This is a genomic window from Neorhizobium sp. AL 9.2.2, assembly GCF_013317225.1.
Taxonomy (GTDB): domain Bacteria; phylum Pseudomonadota; class Alphaproteobacteria; order Rhizobiales; family Rhizobiaceae; genus Neorhizobium; species Neorhizobium soli.
Genome location: NZ_JAALXU010000003.1, coordinates 1004200 through 1023442, shown reverse-complemented (window position 1 = coordinate 1023442; position 19243 = coordinate 1004200). Strand labels below are relative to the sequence as shown.

The following is a 19243-nucleotide window of genomic DNA, read 5'->3' as shown; positions in this document are numbered from 1 at the left end:
CATTCCAAGCTAATTTGCGAGGCACTTGAAGTTTCTGGTTTCCAAGGGAAAGCACATGTATTCGCGCTTCTTTTCGCTTTTCGGTGGCATCGTTGCACTGACCATCGCAACTGCTCCCGCCCTGGCACCGGAGGCCTCCGCGGCTTCGCGTGACAAATCCTTTTTCCAGCAGGTCGGTGGTGTCTGGAAGGGTCCGGGCGAAATCGTCGCGGGCAAGTACAAGGGTACGAAGTTCAGCTGCAACCTGATTGGCGCTGCCCAGCCGGATGGCACTGTCGGCATCAAGCTCGACGGCACCTGCCGCGTCGGCGTCTTCCAGCAGCCGATGTCCGCGGTCATCAGCCAGAGCAGCACCGGTTATTCCGGCAAGTTCCTGGACGGCGCCCAGGGCAAGGGCCTCGACATCGTCTCCGGCTCCGTCAATGGCGACAAGGTCGTGATGGGCATCAACCGTGCACAGCTGAACGGCGCAATGGTCGCCAGCCTGCGCGGCGAAAACAAGATGAACATCACCATTTCGGTGAAGGTCGAAGACCAGATGGTGCCCGTAATCGGCCTGTCGCTGGATCGCGATCTCGATTCGATCGCCGTCGGTTCGATCAAGCCCTAATCCACCAGTCCCTGTCTGCGTCAGCGATCCTGATGCCTTCGATGTCCGCCTCTGTCAGCCAGTCGCGGACATTTTTCTGTCCGAGGACCATTTCCGGCGCGACATCGGCAAGCGGCATCATCACAAAGCCCCTCGCCGTCATGCGCGGATGCGGAAGCTCCAGCGTCTCGGAGTGATACGCGCTGTCGCCGTAGGTCAGGATATCGATGTCGATCGTTCGCGGGCCCCAGCGCTCGACGCGCTGGCGCTTGCGCCGCCTTTCCATATCAAGACAGACATCGAGAAGCGGCTCGGGATGAAGCAACGTCTCGATCAGGGCGCAGCAGTTCAGGAACTCGGCCTGATCCGTCTTCCCCCATGGCGGCGTGGCATAAAGCCGGGATACGGCGAGCACCCGACAGTCCGATCGGGCATCAAGTTCCCTCAACGCATCCGCCATCGCGGCCCGCGGATCACCGACGTTACCGCCGAGCCCAAGGGCTACCAATTCCATCGAGCCGTCACGCGACATGCTCGATCCTGACTTCGGCATGATCAAGAATTCCCGGGATCGGCACGCTCGGCTTGCGCACCGTCACCTCGACCCTTCGGATCTGCGACGACCAGGCGCAAAGCGCCTTAGCGATGTCCTTGGCCAGCGTCTCGATCAGGTTGCGGCGCGTGCCGGTCACGATCCTCTCGACGATTTCATAGGCTTCGCCATAGTGCACGGTGCTCTCGACGTTGTCGTCCTCCAGCGCTTCTTCGGCATCCACATGCATGACGAGATCGACATAGAATCGCTGACCGAGCCTCTCTTCTTCCGCAAAGGCTCCATGACGAGCGAAGAACGCGCAGTTCTTGAGGGCGATGCTGTAGGTCCCCATCAGATGTCCTTACCTCGTGCTGCATGGGATGCCAGAACCGCATCTGCCATCAGCAGTGCATCGCGGTTGGCCGCCACGTTATGGACCCGGAAGATCGCAGCCCCGGCAAGCCTGAGAATCGCTGTCGTTGCCGCTGTGCCGATATCCCGCTGATCGGCCGGATCCCGCATCGTGACCGCACCGATAAACCGCTTTCGCGACGTCCCCGCGAGCAACGGAAATCCGAACGTATGCAACTCGCCGAATCGGGCGATAAGTTCCATGTCGTCGTCCCGGTTCTTGGCAAATCCGAACCCGGGATCGAGCACGATCGCCGCATCCTTGATCCCGGCAGCATGCGCGATCTTGAGAGACCGCGTGAGGAAATACTGCTGGTCTTCGATCATGTCCGCACGTCGATCCGTCCGGTCGCGTCCCGTATGCATGATGCAGATACCAGCACCTGTCTCGGCCGCGACATCAGCCATGTCGGGTTCGCGCTGAAGTCCATGTACGTCATTGATGACGTGGGCGCCGGCAGCCATCGCCAGCCGCGCCGTTACCGCACGATAGGTATCGACCGAGATGATAGCGTCGGTTTCGCCGACAAGCTTCTCGATCACCGGCAGGATGCGATCCTGTTCTTCGGCAGGCGTCACCGCCGCCGCGCCGGGCCGTGTCGATTCGCCACCGATATCGAGGATGGCAGCACCTTCGGCGACGCAGCTCATCCCATGCCGCACGGCGCCATCCGTTTGCGCATGCCGACCGCCGTCGGAAAACGAGTCTGGGGTCACGTTGACGATCGCCATGATATGGCCTTGCGCGCCGAGTTCCAGCACGCGTCCGCGCGCCAATTGCCAGTGCGTGTTGCGCCGCGATATCACCGGCCAATCATCTTCGGAGAGTTGACGCAAAATTCAGGGACCTCGTGTTGCGCTTGGTCTCGCTATGCCCCAAGCTCTTTTAAAGTTCAACGTTGCAGGCCACAGAATGTTTTCAATGCGCGCGGTTCGCCGTCTCATCGGTACCGTACTTCTTGCAGGCGTCTTCGCCTCTCCCGCATCGGCCGCACCGATCATCACCAAGACTTACTCGTATTTTCAGATCGGCGGCAAAACTGCCGAAGACCTCGACAAGGAGCTGGAAAAACGCGGTCCGCTGACCCGCACGACCGGCCACCGTCATCCCGGTGCAACCGAAATCAAATTCGGCGGGGAAGTGACCTATGTCGAGCGCGCCAATCGCTGCACGGTCGGCGCCGCAAGGGTCACACTGCGTACCCATATCGTTCTGCCACGCTGGATCAATCGACGTCGTGCAGACGCGGATCTTGGCATGATATGGGACACGCTTTCGGCAGACATCAAGCGCCACGAAGAACGCCATGCCGAGATTGCCCGCACCCACGCCCGCATTCTCGAGAGACAGCTTCTGGACCTATCGACGCCCAGCAGTTGCGATAGTCTCGAAAAGAAGGTGGCCGATGCGACTCGCGATCTTCTGGAAGCACACGACCGGGAACAGATGCGGTTCGACCAGGTCGAGTCGAAGAACTTCGACGAGCGGATGACCCGTCTTCTGAAATACCGGATGAAGCGCGACTGATCGGGCAGCGAAAGACGACATTGATCGGCACAGCCAATCCACCGACCCGTAGCCCGACCTTTCCCGAGACTTGCGCGGAGCTTTCGCACCACCCTGTCATTCATCGGTGACTTATAACAATATACTAATGTGTGTGTCTGGGCTAAAACCGTAGCAACAGAACGGCGCTGCCAACGACCCATATCAAGGGTCATCCAGCCGCCCGTGATCCCGGCCACGGTGCCCGGATCCACCAGTTCAGGCGCCGCAGATGTTCGCGGCCGCGATCAGGCACTTGGACCGAGAGAGGTCCCGCGTTGTTGCCTTGTACAAGCTTCACAGGTCTCCCCGGCGCAATTGCGGCCGCAGGCGTTTTCCTCCCTCGCCTTGCGGCTATGCGCCTGCCTCGCCTCGCTTGCGCTAACTGCGCAGCGAGGCATTTTTTTGGAAGAGGGTCGTCTGGTTTGGTTCAGGCCTGACGTTCTGGAACGTGCACGATCAGACCGTCGAGATCGGCCTTGATCTTGATCTGACAGGACAGCCGCGAGGTCGGCTTCACCTCAAAGGCGAAGTCGAGCATGTCTTCTTCCATCGCTGCCGGAGGACCGACCTTTTCGGTCCAGCCATCGTCGACATAGACATGACAGGTGGCACAGGCACAGGCGCCGCCGCATTCGGCCTCTATGCCTGGCACGGAATTGCGCACGGCGTTCTCCATTACTGTGGAGCCGTTGTCAGCTTCGATATCGAAGCGCGTACCGTCGAAGGCAACGAGGGTCAGTTTCGTCATAATCAGGAAATCCGCATTGAGTGGCAGTCTTGGCCGGTTGTCTTCCGATAAATCACCGGTCCAGTCAACACGAACGGACGACGCGCCGTTGTCTTGCGGCGCCCTCCAACTGTCACGGATCAGCGGCAGAGTTTCAGGATGAAGTTCTCCGCTTCCTCGACACACGCGGCAAGCGCGGCCAAATGCGCGGCGTCGGCACCGTCTGCTTCGAGTTTTTCTGCAGCTTTGGAAACGCCGAACGCGCCGACCGCAGATGCAGCCCCCCTCAGGCGATGCGCCGTCATCGCAACCCCGGCAGCGTCTGCGCCCGTCATGTCCTGCAGCGCCCGGCGGGCGTTGCGGGCAAACATCATCAGCACTTCGTTTTCCAGTGTCTTGTCGCCCATCGTCTGGCGGGCAAGATGCACGAGATCGATCGGGCGCGACTGCGAAGGACATGCCCCGCGCGGGCTAGTGGGCGTTGAAAAAGCAGTATTCGCCGCTGACATGAAACTCTGTTCCTCTTTGGGGCTCAATCATGCGTCCCAGTGATGCGGGACAGCGGCTGCCTATCCCGTTAAATTCCGGCACAATCACGGCGCAAATTTCGGGACATGGTTAATTTCCATCAACCTCACGGAATGTCAGGGGTTTCGACATTTTTCGTGGTTTAAATTCTGTTAACAACAAATCTGCTTTCCGGGCCGATCCCGGCCGAGCAATTGTGTGAAAGACACGAATGTGTCACTACAGGACGGTTGAGATGGGTGTGTAAACCATCCTGCGTCTGACGGCGGAACGGTGGTAAGCTTTCATTATCATCCGTTTGCAACAACGGCCGTTCGAATTGTGAGTAAAGTGGAATTGCGGCCAGCATGACGCACGGGCCGGGTTCCGGTCGGCGACCCGACTTCCAGCCTGCAGGCGGCAGAGCTGGAACGAAAGCGCCGGGTGAGTGTAACGAGGCGTAACCGCATGGCGAAGAAAACGAGCAGCGAGTCGGTCGATGAGACGGCTTTCCAGGCACTGGAAGAAGCGCTGAAGATCGACTTCAACGGCGAGCAGCCTCGCGCCCGACCAACTCAGACCGCTTCGGAGACCAGAGTGTCGGATACGCCAAGGCAGCGCTCCCCATCGTCCTCACAAAATCCGCAATCCGCTCCGCCTCGTCAGGCCGGTCCCGAAACGACAGCCCGACAGCCCGCTTTCGAGCCGGCCAATGATGCCGGTCGCCGCACCCCGAATGCGATTCTTCGCTCGCTCGAAGGCGGCTCGATCAAGAGCGCCGTCCGCAACGCCGCCATTATCTCGTTCTTCTGGGTTGTTGCGGGTATCGGTCTCGGCCAGCTGATCTACGGCAGCCAGCTGTGGGAATTCACCTCGGTCGCCGGCGTCCTCGCTGCACCGGGAATCGTCGCCCTCGTCGTCGGCATCCTGCTGCCGATCATGCTGTTCTTCGCCTTCGCGATCATGATGGCGAGAGCTGCTGATCTGCGCAATGCGGCCCGCTCGATGGCGGAAGTGGCCCTGCGTCTCTCCGAACCGGAAACCATTGCCTCCGAGCGCATCATGTCGGTCGGCCAGGCTGTCCGCCGCGAAGTGTCTGCGATGAACGAAGGCATCGAGCGCACCATTGCGCGTGCCTCCGAGCTGGAAACGCTGGTTCATTCCGAAGTCAACGCGCTGGAACGCAGCTATACAGACAACGAGCTGCGCGTCCGCGGCCTGGTTCACGAACTCGGCGCCGAGCGCGACGCGATCGTCAACCACGCAGAACGTATCCGCTCGTCGATCGTCGGCGTGCACGAGCAGCTGAAGGAAGACCTGTCGCTGTCGACAGAGGAGATCTCCGTTCGCCTTGCCACGTCAGGCGAGGCCTTTGCCTCGATGATCGACACCCGCGCCGCGTCTCTCATCGCAAAATCCGACGCTGCCGGTGAAGCGCTCAGCTCCCTGATGGCGGCCCGTGCCGAAAACCTCGTCTCGAGCCTGGCATCGTCCGGTATCGCTCTGGCCACCGAGTTCGATATCCGCCTCGACACGCTCACATCGACCATGTCCGAACGCGGTCAGGAATTGCTCGGCCAGTTCGAAACCCGTGCGTCGACCATCGATGCCAACACCGAAAAGCTCAACGCCGCCCTCGCCGACCGCACCCGTCAGCTCAACGAAACGCTGCTTGCCCGCACCCGCGAAATCACCGAGGGCCTGAACGACAGCGAGAAGACGCTCGGCGGCACGCTGGACACGGCAATCGCCGCGCTCAACCGCTCGCTCGACCAGAAGAGCGCCACCTTCCGTCAAAGCCTGCAGACTGCTTCCGACGATGCGATCATGGATCTCGACCTCCGCTCCGGCCTGTTCGAAGACCGTCTCCAGGCAACCGTTGGCCAGCTTTCGGCAACCTTCGACGACGGCCTGTCGCATTTTACCACGGCATTCGACCAGCGCGCCGGCACGCTCGACAGCAAGCTGATGGACAGCCTCGCCCGCATCAACGAAACCGTCGCAGGCGGTTCGGATGCGATAGAAGGCATCCTGTCGTCCAGCATCGACCGGATCGGCAATGCACTAACCGACCAGTCGCTGGCGCTCGCAACGACGCTTGGAACCGGCCAGGAAGTGCTGGACTCCATGCTCGAAAACCGCGCCCGCGAATTTTCCGATGCGCTTGCTGCCCGCAGCAACGAAATCAGCCACAGCTTCGGCGACGCCCACAACAAGGTCGATGCCGTCATGGCTGAACGCGGCACGGCACTTGCCGCCGCACTCTCCGATAGCCAGGCCCGTTTCGAGGACGCCGTCGGTTCGCGTGCGGATGCCATCATCGATGCGGTCACCGGCAGCCACGATCGTCTTGCAGAAGTCCTCGACAGCCGCACCTCGGCAATCAGCGAGCTGATGTCGGGAACACCCGAGCGCCTGTCCTCGATGTTCGACGACAAGACTGAAGTCCTGTCGAAGGCACTGTCCGACAGCGAGATCCGGCTCGGCAGCGAACTGGAGCGCAAGGTGACGAGCCTCGACACGACGCTCGCCGCCAACCGCGACCGCCTCGCTGAGATCTTCGATGACCGGTCGATGGACATCGCGACTTCGCTTGCCCTGCACGAAGATCGCCTCACAGGCGCACTCGAAGAAAAGACGGCAGCTCTGATCGGCGCCGTATCGGATGCAGACAGCCGTATCGAACACACGTTCGCCGCTCGCGCCGAGGCAATTCGCACGGCCTATACGGACGGCCAGCTCGGTCTCGATCTCTCGCTCGAAAGCCACGTCTCCGAGCTTTCCCGCATCATCGACAGCGGCAGCGAACGGCTCGATAAGTCTGTCGGCGGTGCAGCCGAACGGATCGAAGCCACGTTGGCCGAACGCACCGAAGCGATCCGCAGCGTCTATCAGGACGGCCAGATCGGTCTCGACATCACGCTTGCGACCCAGACCTCGGAACTGGCGCGCATTCTCGACGGCGGCAGCGAACGCCTCGAGAATTCCGTAGAAGGGGTTGCTGGCCGCATTGAAGCTGCCTTTGCCGATCGCACCGACGCGATCCGCAACGCCTATCAGGAAGGTCAGCTCGGTCTCGACATTACGCTCGAAACGCATGCCTCGGAACTCACCCGCATCATCGAAGGCGGCAGCGAGAAGCTTGAGACATCCGTCGGCGGCGCAGCCCAGCGCATCGAGAGCGCCTTCGCCGATCGTACCGAAGCGATCCGCAACGCCTATCAGGAAGGTCAGCTCGGTCTCGACATCTCGCTCGAAACCCACGCCTCGGAACTCACCCGCATCATCGAAGGCGGCAGCGAGAAGCTTGAGACATCCGTCGGCGGCGCAGCCCAGCGTATCGAAACGGCGTTCGCAGATCGTACCGACGCAATCCGCACTGCCTATCAGGAAGGTCAGCTCGGCCTCGACATCACACTCGAAACGCACGCTTCGGAACTTACCCGCATCATCGAAGGCGGCAGCGAGAAGCTTGAGACATCCGTCGGCGGCGCAGCCCAGCGGATCGAAAGCGCCTTTGCCGATCGCACCGATGCGATCCGCACCGCCTATCAGGAAGGTCAGCTCGGCCTCGACATCACACTCGAAACGCACGCTTCGGAACTCACCCGCATCATCCAGGGCGGTAGCGAGAAGCTTGAGACGTCCGTCGGCGGTGCAGCCCAGCGCATCGAAAGCGCCTTTGCCGATCGTACCGATGCCATCCGCAGCGCCTATCAGGAAGGCCAGCTCGGCCTCGACATCGCGCTCGAGACCCACGCCTCGGAACTGTCGCGCATCATCCAGTCCGGCAGCGCGCAGCTTGAGACATCCGTCGGCGGTGCAGCGGAACGCATCGAAAGCGCCTTTGCAGATCGCACGGATGCAATCCGCAGTGCCTACCAGGACGGCCAGCTCGGCCTCGACATCACGCTCGAAACCCAGGCTGCGGAACTGTCCCGCATCCTCGACGGTGGCAGCGCTCGTCTCGAAAACTCGGTCGGTGGCGCAGCCACACGTATTGAATCCGCCCTCACCGATGGCACCAGCCGCTTCGAAACCGGCATGGCCGATGGCCTGCAGCGGATGGACGAAATGTTCGACGCCACCCAGCAGCGGATTGCTGCAACGATCGGCCTCGGTCACCAGCAGCTCGCCGATACGCTTGCCACAGCCGGACAGGACATCGCGCAGACGCTCGGCGCCGCCAACTACGAGATTTCCTCGACGGTCGGTTCGGGCGCCCAGAACATCTCTCAGTCCGTCGGCGACGCAACGCGCAACATCGCTTCGACCTTGGATGGAGCAACCCGCACCATCAGCGACACGGTCGGCACCGCTGCCGTACAGATCTCCGGCGTCGTCGATACCGCAAGCCGCGACATATCCGAAAAGGTCACGACGGCACACGGTCAGATGGCCGAGACGCTCGACACGGCAAACCGCCAGCTCTCGTCTACACTCGATGGCGGCTACGATCGCATTCGCTCGACACTCGACGATCGCGGCGGCCTGATTGCCAGCACGCTCACCAATGCGCAAAACCATCTGGCCGACTTGATGCTGGATCAGGCAACATCGATCGGCGCCACCATCGCAACCAGCGCCGGCATGCTGGAAATGTCCCTCGAAGCCCAGCAGGAATCGCTGCGCGCCACGATCGACGGCGCCGGTGAAAACCTGGAAACGCGTCTGCGCGAAAACGTCGGCGCGATTGCAGGCCAGCTCAACGAAGCCGCCCGCGAAATCACAGCCTCCGCAGAGGGATTCTCGAGCCGCGTCGAAGAAACTGTCGGCGGCGTTTCTACCGCCCTCGATGGCGCCGGCACCCGGATCGAGACGACTTTCGGTGGTCTGGAAGAACGCATCCGCTCGGAACTGGGCAATGCGACCAGCCTGGTCGACACGGCCGGCAACAGTATCGCCGATGCACTCGGCGCCCGCACCGCGGAACTGGAGCGCGTTACCAGCCTTGCGACCGATCGCGTTTCCACGGTGATGAGTGATCGCACGGCCGAACTGGAGCGCTTGTCGGGAGAAACTGCGGACCGCATCAATCAGGCGCTCGCATCCCGCACGCAGGAATTTGAGCGCATCGGATCCGAAACCTCGGATCGGATCGCCGAAACGCTGGATACACGCACCGCCCGCATCGAGGAACGCCTCGGCACCATGGACCGGGCGCTCACCGTCGGCCTAGACGCCGTGTCGCGCACCATCGAAGGCAAGGCTGTCGGCCTCGCCTCCAGCCTGCGCGACGCCGTCAGCGCCGCAGCGCAGGGCATGGATAGCGAAGCCAGCCGTTCGGCAGAGCTTCTTGCCCGCGCCGGCGCAGACTTCACGGAAGAACTCAGCACCCGCAACGATGAGTTTGCCCGCTCGATCGAACAGCGCTCCAACGATATCGTCGACCGCATTTCGGAAACCCAGAACCGGCTTGCCGGTCAGGCGGCAACCGTGGCGCAGGCCTTCTCGGAAGCCGGCAACGCGATCGTCCACAAGGTCGCCGAAGCAGACAGCCTGGTGAAGAAGCAGGTCAACGCGATTTCGGAAGCCCTCGGCGATGCCGAAAAGGCGCTTGATGCTCGCGGCACGTCTCTGCGCGACACGCTTGCCGAAACCGCAGGCGAACTCGACAGCGCTCTTTCGGCCGTCGACAAGGCGCTCGCTGCCCGTGGCGAATCGATCCGCTCGTCGCTCGACAGCCGCACCCGCGACCTGAACTCGATGCTCTCAAGCCGTTCGGCCGAACTCTCCAAGCTGATCGACGAAAAGGCACGCCCTCTCGTCGAGGAATATGCCGAGACCGGCCGGTCCGCCGCCGAGCGCATCAGCCAGGCCGCACAGGAAAGCGCCGAGCGCCTTTCCACGGCCGCCCGCGATACGACCGACCGCATCCGCAACGAGAACGACGCACTGGTGGAGGCGATTTCCGCCCGCACCAACGAGACGCTCGCTGCCATCAGCCAGCGGACAGAGAATGCCACCGGTGCCATGCGCGCCGTCGAGCAGAGCCTGTCGGCAAACGTCAACAGCCTGATCGAGCGCCTTGCCGAAAGCAATTCGGGCATCGCATCGCTGGTCGAACAGGCCGCCCGCAATCTCGGCCAGGCAGCGGACCGTGTCAGCGAACAGTTGTCCGACGCCGATCAGAAGCTCGATGCGACCGCCAACCGCTTTGCCGAGTCGGCCAACAGCGCGGCCGACCTCGTGCACGGTTCGAGCCGCCTGCTCGAAAACAACATCGATCGCCTGGTCAGCATTTCCGGCCAGACGCTCAGCCAGGTCGGCGGCATTGTCGGTCGCTTCGACGATCACTCCAAGGTTCTCGCTCAGGCATCCGAGCTGCTCGGCGCTGCCCAGTCGAACCTTGCCAGCACGCTCGACGAACGCCAGACGGCGCTCCGCACCCTCTCTGCCGGTCTCGTCAAGCGTTCGGAGGAAATCGAAGGCACGCTCAATGGTCTGACCTCGCTCGTCGATGGCGCCTTTACCCGCGCCGAAGATCGCACCTCGCAGATCGGCGCATCGCTGCGCGAAAGCCTGCACGCTTCCTTCGCAGATATCGGTCGCGGCCTGGGCGAAACCCAGCAGCGTGCCAACCTCACGGCCCAGGCTATGCGCGAGACGCTGAGCGAGGCTGGCAACGAGGCAAGCCGCGCCATCGAGACGACACTGTCGGATGCCGAGACACGCGCCCGCGATCTATCCGAGCGCCTGCGCGGCAGCATCACCGGTTCGATGGGCGACATCGAGCGCCTGCTGGCCGACGCCGCAAACCGCACCGATGGCGCAGCCCAGCAGTTGCGCGATACGCTGCGGGTTTCCGTTGAAGAGGCGATCGGCCGCTTTACCGGCGCAACCGACGAGATCCGCCGCTCGGCCCAGGACATTCGCCAGGAACTCGATGCGACTCGCACCGAACTGAAGCGCGGCGCGTTCGATCTGCCCGAAGAAGCCAAGGAAAGCGCAGCCGCCATGCGCCGTGCCGTGGCTGAACAGATCAAGGCCCTGCAGGACATCTCGCAGCTAGTCGGCCGGTCCGCCCAGAGCCTCGACGTGTCCGAGCCGGTTGCAGTGTCGCGCCCTGCTCCGGTCGCCCAGCCGGCTCCGCAGCCGGCGGCCCCGCGCCCTGCAGCCCCGACGGCACCAGCCGCGGCGACGAGCGCACCGTTTGGCTCGTCTGTCCTTCGTGACAGTCTGCCACTCGATCGTCCGACGCCGAGCATCGCACAGGGCGTCAGCAAGCCGGTTGCCCAGGCGCCTTCACAGACGCCACCGGTAACGCAGGTTCTCGCACAGCCTCAGGCCCCGGTCTCCCGCGCGCCTGACGCAACGCAGCGTCCAGGTGAAGGCGGCTGGATCAGCGATCTCCTTCGCGGTGCATCGCGTGACGATACATCAGGCACAGTTGCTCGCCAGCCGCAGCAGCCTGCACGCCCGGCAGCAGCCGAACCGGCCCAGCCTGTTCGCACCAACGGCGACAACCGCAACCCGCGTCACATGGTGGAATCGCTCAACTCTCTGTCGGTCGACATCGCCCGCGCGATCGATCACGACGCCTCGGTCGACCTCTGGCGCCGTTACCAGCGCGGCGAGCGCGACGTGTTCACACGCCGCCTCTACACGCTGAAGGGTCAGCAGACATTCGACGACATCAAGCGGAAATACGAACGCGAGCCGGAATTCCGCACCGCAGTCGATCGCTACATCGCCGATTTCGAAAAGCTGCTCGCCGATGTCGCCCGCACAGATCGCGACAAGACGGTCACCCAGAGCTACCTGACCTCGGATACGGGCAAGGTCTACACCATGCTCGCCCACGCGGCCGGACGTTTCAGCTGATCGATCCATTCCGCAGGGAGTGCCAAAAACAAGAAAAGCCGCCTTTCGGGGCGGCTTTTTCGTTGGCGGATAAACCCTGAAAAAGCTGTTGGCGAGAGGGGTACCCCGACCTCCCTCATCCCTCCCAGCCCTTGTGCCGAAATCCCAGCGGCACGAGGTCTGCCGGGTCACAGACTCCTTCACCTCAAGGACACGAGCGGACTGGATCCCCGACACAAGGGCGAGGATGAGGGAGTATGTTACAGGCTCAGTTTCCAAAGCGACCTGCGGAGTTTTTCGCCAGTACTTCACAGAACGCTCAGTCGCCCATCAAGCCGGCTTTCGATGGGCTGCACTACATCGGAGCGAACCTGAGTCTGGCCCTCTTTCTACGCAGTTCCTCAACGGCCGCTCTTTTGCCGCGCCCCAGAAACTGAGCCGCGCATCGGGCGCGTGCCTGAGGAGAATGATCTCCATCCGTGCACGAAGGTCGCTGCGAAAGCGTGACGCGTTCCGGGCGCCCCAGACGCCGATATAGCACGCGCCGGAGACATCGTTGCGAAACACCACGGCGCCGCCAAAGGCAGAAGCCAGGCCGCCTTCGCCCACCACGCCGCCTGCGCCATAAACCGCCACGACACTTTCCAACGGTGCAACGCTGACCACGGTGTCACCGGAGGGAGCAAAACCGGACTGCGTGAAAAGATAGACGGGAATTGGAAGTTCGGCCATTCGCTTGGCTCTCATGAGAGGCAACCGAGATCGGAGCGCTGTTTATAGCGCAGGTCAACTCCATAACGGCCAGGCTATTAGTTCGGATTGCAAAGCCAGCTGTCACAGACGCATGTCAGATCTCGTGAGGATCGCAGTGCTGGAACCAGTATCGTATCGCTCAGCTGGCAGAGCGGGTCCGGGAGCCGGGTGGGCATCCTAACGCGATGCTTGGGACCATCGCCAAGCTTCACCGCCAGCGCCCTTGGGTAGCGTTCGCTCGGGTAAGATTACGTACTGCAGGAGAGTGCTTCTCTGCTGCGAATTGTTCACCAGAGAAGTCTCCCCCAGGCCGATATCGCGCGGGTCGTCCCCGCACGAAAGGGATCACATGGCCTTCAGCGCCCAGTCGACAATATTCGCGCCGACCTGTGCAAATGCCTTGTCCAGCGCTTCGATGAAGCGGCGGTTCTCGGTTCCGGCGACCGGCACCGTTGCCTTGAAGACGGTCTGTGCACGAACGCTGCCGTTGCGGTCGTTCAAGAGCTTTGCCGAGATCTCCACCGTGGCAAGCCTGTTGCCCTCAGTCACCACCTCGAAGCTGCGGATATCGGTTACGACCTGATAGTCGATCGCCAGACCCTGCCCCGGCTTGCCGACGCCGCCAACCCGTCCTGAGTTTTCGAACGCTTCGACCAGCTTCGACTGGACCAGTGCCGGAAGCCTGTCGCCCCAGCGGGAATTGGCCAGATACTGAACCTCTGAGGGCGAAATACGCACAACGACCTGGTCGCTGTTGAGCATCTTGACCGCAGTCGGTTCAGGCACCAGGATCTGCCGGCTCTTCGCGGTTGCTCCACTTGCCATCGGCGTGATCGACAGGTCGAACGTGTCGTTGTTCGCCTTGCTGCCACAACCGGCCAGAAGTGCTGCCATCAAAGGGGCTGCGATGATGATCGGATGGCGCATGACGCGAAGCATCGCAGATCCTTGCATGAAACCCTGAACTCCCCGCATGTTAGCGCCGTGTCCTGCCATCGTACTCTTTCACCGTTTCGCCGCCGAAGATCAGGCGCTGGGGGTTCTGGTCAAAATTGCTGATTGCCTGATTGAGCGACTGCACGGTTCCGCGCGTGTCGTTGATCAGCGTTTGGATGTCTCTCAAGCCACCGGACGAAAAGCGCGACAGGTTGTCGGCAATCGGTCCAACGCGCGAATTGATATTGTCGGCGACGGTGCGGAAGGATTCGAGCGTCTTGCGCGCCTCGGCAAACAGACCCTGCGAGTCGTCGCTGGAGACCAGCCCGTCCACCTTCGCCAGAATTCCGTCGACGCGGTTCGAAGCGTTGTTGAGCTTGGTCGACATGTCCGTGAAGTTGGAGATCGCACCGTTGATGTCGTCGCGGCGGCGCGACACGTCGTCGATCACGTCGCGCGCCGAGCTGAGCGTCTGGCGTGCGTCTTCGGATGCCGACGAGATGTTGCGGATCGTAGCGCCGACCTGATTGACGTCGACAGCCGCCATCAGCGTATCGGCGCGTTTCAGGGCGCTCTGCGCATCGACGCCTGCCTGCTGGAAGCTCGCAGCCGCCTGGGTCACGTTCTGCACCAGAGGGCCGAAGTTGTCCGAGGCATTGGCAATGTTGCGAGTCACCCGTTCGGCGTTCGTGACAACCTGGTTGACCCGTTCGGCATCGATCGCCCGTACCAGCTGGTCAGCTGCTTCGAGCGTCGAGTTCAACGTGCCGGAGACGCGATCGACCGTCGCCGACAGCGTCGAGAGGCTGTTCAGGAATTTGTCGATGCTGTCCGAATTGTTGCTGAGCGCAGCCGTAAACGTCTCGACGTTGCGAATGGTCTGCGTCAGCGGACCACGTGCGTCTCCGACAAATCCCTGGATGTCGCCGATCGCCTGGTCGGCCCGGTCGAGGATCTTGTCGGCGGTCGCAAGAAGGTTGGTTACGCTCGACTGGTCGGCGATCAGCACCGCTGGACGGCCACTCTCGATCGCCTTCTGCAGGATGTTTTCTTCACCCTTGGCACCACCCGACATTTCCACATAGGCAGCGCCCGTCAGGCCCTGAACTTCCAGAACGGCCTTGGTCGACTGGTAGACAGGTGCGTCAGCGCGCACTTCGGTGAACGCGATCGAGTAGCGCGGATCATCCGGGTCGATGCTGAGGCTGCGCACGGAGCCGACCGGGATGCCGTTGAAGCGCACCGCCGAACCAACGGAAAGACCGTTTGCGGAGCCCGGAATGCGAATCGCCAGCTCAGCCGTGGGGCCTCCCCGGCCGGACGAAGCCATCCAGTAGACGAACCCGAAAGCGGCAGCCATTACCAGCAAGGTAAAAAAGCCGACGAGGGCGTAATTTGCTTTAGTTTCCATAGGTTACATCACTTCTCAGATTCGCCGTCGGGCCTGGTCTCATCGGTCACGACGGAACGCGCGCGCTTGCCCTTGAAATAGGACTGAACCCACGGATCGTCGAAGGCGAACATATCCTCAAGCGTGCCTTCCACCAAGACCCGTTTCTGCCCAAGCACGGCAATGCGATCACAAACGGAAAACAGGCTGTCGAGGTCATGGGTCACCATGTAGACGGTGAGGCCAAGCGTATCGCGCAGCCTTGCAATCAAGGCATCGAAATCGGCAGCGCCGATGGGATCGAGGCCGGATGTCGGCTCGTCGAGGAAAACCAGATCGGGGTCGAGCGCAAGAGCGCGCGCAAGGGCTGCACGCTTGATCATGCCGCCGGATAGTTCGGACGGATATTTGTCAGCCGCATCGGGCGGCAGGCCCACCATCTCGAGCTTCACATAGGCGAGTTCGTCCATCAGCGACTGCGGCAGATCGAGATACTCGCGCATCGGCAGCTGGATGTTTTCTTTCACCGTCAGCGCCGAAAACAGCGCACCGTGCTGGAACAGCACGCCGAGCCGCGTATCGAGCGCCACGCGCTGCTGTTCGTCGGCCGTGGCATAATCAACTCCGAGGATCTCGATCGTACCTGAGCGCTGCGGCAGCAATCTGAGAACCGTGCGCATCAGCACCGACTTACCGGTGCCCGACGCTCCGACGAAGCCGAGGATCTCGCCCCGGTAGATATCGAGGTTCAGATTGTCCAGCACGAGCTTCGAGCCGAAGCCGACCGTCAGATCCTTGACCGACAGCACGACCTTGCGCTCGTCGCTCTTCGTCTCCGCGGGTTTGGTATTGTCAAAGGTTTGAACGTCTTCCACGCCGGTCCCCATCAAAAATCGATCGCGGAATAGAAAATCGCAAACATCGCGTCGATCAGGATCACCGCGAAGATCGATTTCACCACCGACGAGGTGACGTGTTGGCCGAGCGATTCTGCGCTGCCGCCAACTTTCATTCCCTCGACAGCCGCCACGATGCCGATTGCCAGCGCCATGAACGGCGCCTTGATCATGCCTGATGCCACCGACGAGAAGTCGACCGCCTCCTTGAGGCGCGACAGGAACGTATCAAAAGTAATGCCGGAGTAGACCAGCGTGATCACCGCGGCGCCGTAGAGGGCCGACAGGTTTGCGACGATTGTCAGAAGCGGCAGCGCGATCGTCAGCGCCACGAGACGCGGGAACACGAGCACACCGACGGGATTGAGGCCGATGACGGTCAGCGCGTCGATTTCTTCGCGCATCTTCATGGAGCCGATTTCGGCGGTGATCGCGCTTCCCGAACGGCCGGCGATCATGATCGCCGTGATCAGAACGCCGATTTCGCGAAGCTGCAGAATGCCGACCAAGTCGACGACGAAGATTTCTGCCCCGAAATACCGGAGCTGGAAAGCGCCCTGCTGGGCAATGATCGCGCCGATCAGAAACGACATCAGCAGGATGATCGGAACCGCACGCACGCCCATCCGGTCGATATGCGTCACCACGGATGCCGGAGAAACGCCGGATCCGCGGCCGAATTTCAGCTGTGCGCCACGGACCGCCGAGCCGAGAATGTGCATGGCGGCGACGAAGTCACCGGCAAATTCCGTCATCGTCTTGCCGACCGGGCTGAACACGCGATCAAACAGCGACCGCTTGTCCTGATCGTTGGGCGGCGGTGCCGGGGTCTTTTCCGGCAGGGCGCCAACCAGTTCCTCGATCGTCCCTTCCGCCCCGACCAACTTCGCGTCGCGACCCTGCTCGGCTTTTGCCGACAGAAGACGGCGAATCAGCCAGGCGCCGGATGTATCGATTCCGTCGATCCCCGAGACGTCGATCTCGAGGGATCCAGACCCGCTGCTCTTTTCAAGATCGCCAAACGCCTTGAGGACCGGCGAAATCGAATGATTGCGCCATTCTCCGGCCAGAATGTAGCGCTCGCCATCGCCGCCGGGCAGGTCTTCGGCTTTGATTTCGGCAGGTTGTGACGGCACAGGTTTCTTTCGGCTTAGGTTAAGCAGCACGCGGCTGCGATCTGCTGTTGATCGCAGCACTGAGAGCGGCAATATAGCGACCCTGAACGGATTTGCCACAACGCCCAGGTGGAAAACCATGACGCGTCACTTCGAAGCAACAATCGAGAAATTCCCGATCGCGGGGGTGTTTACGATTTCCCGCGGTTCCAAGACAGAAGCCGAGGTGGTGACCTGTGCGATCACCCGCGACGGCCTGACCGGCCGGGGCGAATGCGTTCCCTACAAACGCTACGGTGAAACAACCGAAGGCGTCCTCGACGAGATCAACTCCCTCGCTTCGATGATGCACGATGGCATGGATCGACACACACTGCAGACGCGCCTGCGACCGGGAGCCGCCCGCAACGCGGTGGACTGCGCCTTGTGGGATCTGGAAGCCAAAAGCCTTGGCCGATCGGTCGCATCGATGATTGAAGCTGCCGAAAAGCCGCTCATTACCGCCTTCACGCTGTCGCTTGGCGAGCCGGAGGCAATGGCCGCGGATGCGCGCAGGAATGCGGACCGCCCTCTCCTCAAAGTCAAGCTCGGCACAGACGATGACGAAAGCCGAATGCGGGCGGTGAGGCAAGCAGCGCCCGATTCGCGTCTGATCGTCGATGCCAACGAGGGTTGGACAGAGGACAATCTGGCCCGACATCTGGATGTGGCCGACGCCCTCGGTATCTCGTTGATCGAGCAACCGCTGCCAGCCGGCAAGGATGCAATCCTTGCCACCATCCGCCGCAAGGTGATGATCTGCGCTGACGAAAGCGTGCACGCGACCGGCGATCTTGCAAGTTTGAGAAACCGCTACGACGCCGTCAACATCAAGCTCGACAAGACCGGCGGGCTGACGGAGGCGCTGATCATGAAGGAGGAGGCGCAGCGACTGGGCTTTGCCGTCATGATCGGCTGCATGGTCGGAACGTCGCTCGCCATGGCCCCCGCAGTTCTTCTGGCGCAGGATGCCGACTACGCCGATCTCGACGGTCCGCTACTCTTGGCGCAAGACCGCCCGGACGGGCTGCGATACGACGGATCGCTGGTCTATCCGCCCCGGACGAACCTCTGGGGATAATGAGTCCCTTGCATCGTCAGGCCGTTACGCGGCCTGCATGCCCCTGATCGTCTCCGGTGCCGGCAGCGTCGTGATTTCCGCTGTCTTCGCGATCTTCTGCCAGGAGATCAGCTCCAGCGTCCCGTCGCGATGCTCGGCAATCGCCGTGCAGCTTTCGACCCAGTCGCCCGTGTTGACGTAGTGGATCCCGTCGATGTCTTCCATCACAGCATGATGGATATGGCCGCAGATGATCCCGTCGACATTGTTGCGACGAGCCTCGTCGACGACAACCTTCTGGAACTCGCCGATGAAGTTCACCGCGTGCTTCACCTGCAGCTTGGCCCAGGCCGAGAATGACCAGTATGGCAGGCCGATGCGGCGGCGCACGGCGGCAAGACCGACATTGATGGCGATCGCTGCGTCGTAGGCCCAGTCCCCGAGATAGGCGAGCAGCCGTGCATTGCGCACCACGACGTCGAACTCGTCACCGTGCAGCACCAGGTATTTCCGCCCGTCTGCCATCTCGTAGATCATCCGGTCTGCGACCTCGATACCGCCAAAATGCATGCCGGGAAAATCGCGCAGGAATTCGTCGTGGTTTCCCGGAATGTAGACGATCCGCGTGCCCTTGCGCGCCTTGCGCAAAAGCTTCTGAACCACGTCGTTACAGCCCTGCGGCCAGTTCCAGCTGCGCTTCAACCGCCAGCCGTCGACGATATCGCCGACCAGCACGATCGTTTCCGCCTCGTGGTAGCGCAGGAAATCGAGGAGAAAGTCCGTGCGGGCGGCTTTGGAGCCGAGATGCACGTCCGAAATGAACAGGGTTCTGAAATGCCTTGTCTCGATTGCATCGGCCACGGAAACGTCCCTTCGTTACCTACCTTGTCCTACCCTTCGAAAATCAGACTCGTGTTTCAGGATGATGACAGG

The 19243-nt window shown here is 61.8% G+C and carries 15 protein-coding genes; 4 read left to right on the top strand and 11 right to left on the bottom strand.

Features of this window, described 5'->3' with window-relative positions; genetic code table 11:
• Window positions 1-55: 55 nt before the first annotated feature.
• A complete protein-coding gene (locus G6K99_RS11540) occupies window positions 56-610 on the top strand; it encodes a hypothetical protein (protein ID WP_062456618.1) in 555 nt (184 codons plus the stop codon).
• Here G6K99_RS11540 and folK read toward each other — a convergent pair.
• The 3 genes from folK to folP are packed head-to-tail and all read right to left on the bottom strand — an operon-like array spanning window position 600 to window position 2267.
• Window positions 600-1142, bottom strand: coding sequence for a 2-amino-4-hydroxy-6-hydroxymethyldihydropteridine diphosphokinase (gene folK, locus G6K99_RS11535; RefSeq protein ID WP_244631431.1), 543 nt, complete (start codon window positions 1140-1142; stop codon window positions 600-602). The two genes, G6K99_RS11540 and folK, sit on opposite strands and share 11 nt — an antisense overlap.
• The gene (folB, locus tag G6K99_RS11530) at window positions 1111-1476 is read right to left on the bottom strand and encodes a dihydroneopterin aldolase (protein ID WP_174196599.1); all 366 of its coding nucleotides are present in this window, start codon (window positions 1474-1476) and stop codon (window positions 1111-1113) included. Before folB ends, folK begins: the two co-directional genes overlap by 32 nt.
• Entirely contained in the window at window positions 1476-2267 is a 792-nt protein-coding gene (gene folP / locus G6K99_RS11525; RefSeq protein ID WP_174196833.1) for a dihydropteroate synthase, read from the bottom strand. Before folP ends, folB begins: the two co-directional genes overlap by 1 nt.
• 181 nt (window positions 2268-2448) lie before the next feature.
• On the opposite strand from folP, the gene G6K99_RS11520 reads away from it, so the two are divergent.
• Complete coding sequence (locus G6K99_RS11520; protein WP_082471927.1) at window positions 2449-3063, top strand: DUF922 domain-containing Zn-dependent protease; 615 nt, start codon at window positions 2449-2451, stop codon at window positions 3061-3063.
• Window positions 3064-3511: 448 nt separating this feature from the next.
• Here G6K99_RS11520 and G6K99_RS11515 read toward each other — a convergent pair whose 3' ends face one another.
• Window positions 3512-3832, bottom strand: a complete 321-nt coding sequence (locus G6K99_RS11515; RefSeq protein ID WP_062456606.1) for a 2Fe-2S iron-sulfur cluster-binding protein — start codon at window positions 3830-3832, stop codon at window positions 3512-3514.
• Between the two features lie 119 nt (window positions 3833-3951).
• The gene (locus G6K99_RS11510; protein ID WP_174196598.1) at window positions 3952-4320 is read right to left on the bottom strand and encodes an Hpt domain-containing protein; all 369 of its coding nucleotides are present in this window, start codon (window positions 4318-4320) and stop codon (window positions 3952-3954) included.
• Window positions 4321-4786: 466 nt separating this feature from the next.
• On the opposite strand from G6K99_RS11510, the gene G6K99_RS11505 reads away from it, so the two are divergent.
• Complete coding sequence (locus tag G6K99_RS11505) at window positions 4787-12142, top strand: hypothetical protein (RefSeq protein ID WP_174196597.1); 7356 nt, start codon at window positions 4787-4789, stop codon at window positions 12140-12142.
• A 309-nt stretch (window positions 12143-12451) separates the two neighbouring features.
• Here the strand turns inward: G6K99_RS11505 and G6K99_RS11500 are convergent, their stop codons facing one another.
• From G6K99_RS11500 to G6K99_RS11480, 5 genes are all read right to left on the bottom strand, one after another.
• On the bottom strand, window positions 12452-12853 hold the full coding sequence (locus G6K99_RS11500) for a hypothetical protein (protein WP_174196596.1): 402 nt from the start codon (window positions 12851-12853) through the stop codon (window positions 12452-12454).
• Window positions 12854-13219: 366 nt separating this feature from the next.
• Window positions 13220-13828 carry an ABC-type transport auxiliary lipoprotein family protein gene (locus tag G6K99_RS11495; protein ID WP_062458021.1) on the bottom strand — a complete coding sequence of 203 codons (609 nt, stop codon included), beginning with the start codon at window positions 13826-13828 and terminating at the stop codon, window positions 13220-13222.
• Window positions 13829-13850: 22 nt separating this feature from the next.
• A complete protein-coding gene (locus G6K99_RS11490; protein WP_062456594.1) occupies window positions 13851-15221 on the bottom strand; it encodes an MlaD family protein in 1371 nt (456 codons plus the stop codon).
• Between the two features lie 8 nt (window positions 15222-15229).
• Complete coding sequence (locus G6K99_RS11485; RefSeq protein WP_062456591.1) at window positions 15230-16087, bottom strand: ABC transporter ATP-binding protein; 858 nt, start codon at window positions 16085-16087, stop codon at window positions 15230-15232.
• Window positions 16087-17292 carry an MlaE family lipid ABC transporter permease subunit gene (locus tag G6K99_RS11480; protein WP_371816186.1) on the bottom strand — a complete coding sequence of 402 codons (1206 nt, stop codon included), beginning with the start codon at window positions 17290-17292 and terminating at the stop codon, window positions 16087-16089. The genes G6K99_RS11485 and G6K99_RS11480 overlap by 1 nt, the downstream gene beginning before the upstream one ends.
• 58 nt (window positions 17293-17350) lie before the next feature.
• On the opposite strand from G6K99_RS11480, the gene dgcA reads away from it, so the two are divergent.
• Window positions 17351-18331 (top strand): N-acetyl-D-Glu racemase DgcA, encoded by a 981-nt coding sequence (gene dgcA, locus G6K99_RS11475; protein ID WP_174196595.1) that lies wholly within the window; start codon window positions 17351-17353, stop codon window positions 18329-18331.
• A gap of 24 nt (window positions 18332-18355) precedes the next feature.
• Here dgcA and G6K99_RS11470 read toward each other — a convergent pair whose 3' ends face one another.
• On the bottom strand, window positions 18356-19171 hold the full coding sequence (locus tag G6K99_RS11470; RefSeq protein ID WP_062580869.1) for a UDP-2,3-diacylglucosamine diphosphatase: 816 nt from the start codon (window positions 19169-19171) through the stop codon (window positions 18356-18358).
• Window positions 19172-19243: the final 72 nt, after the last annotated feature.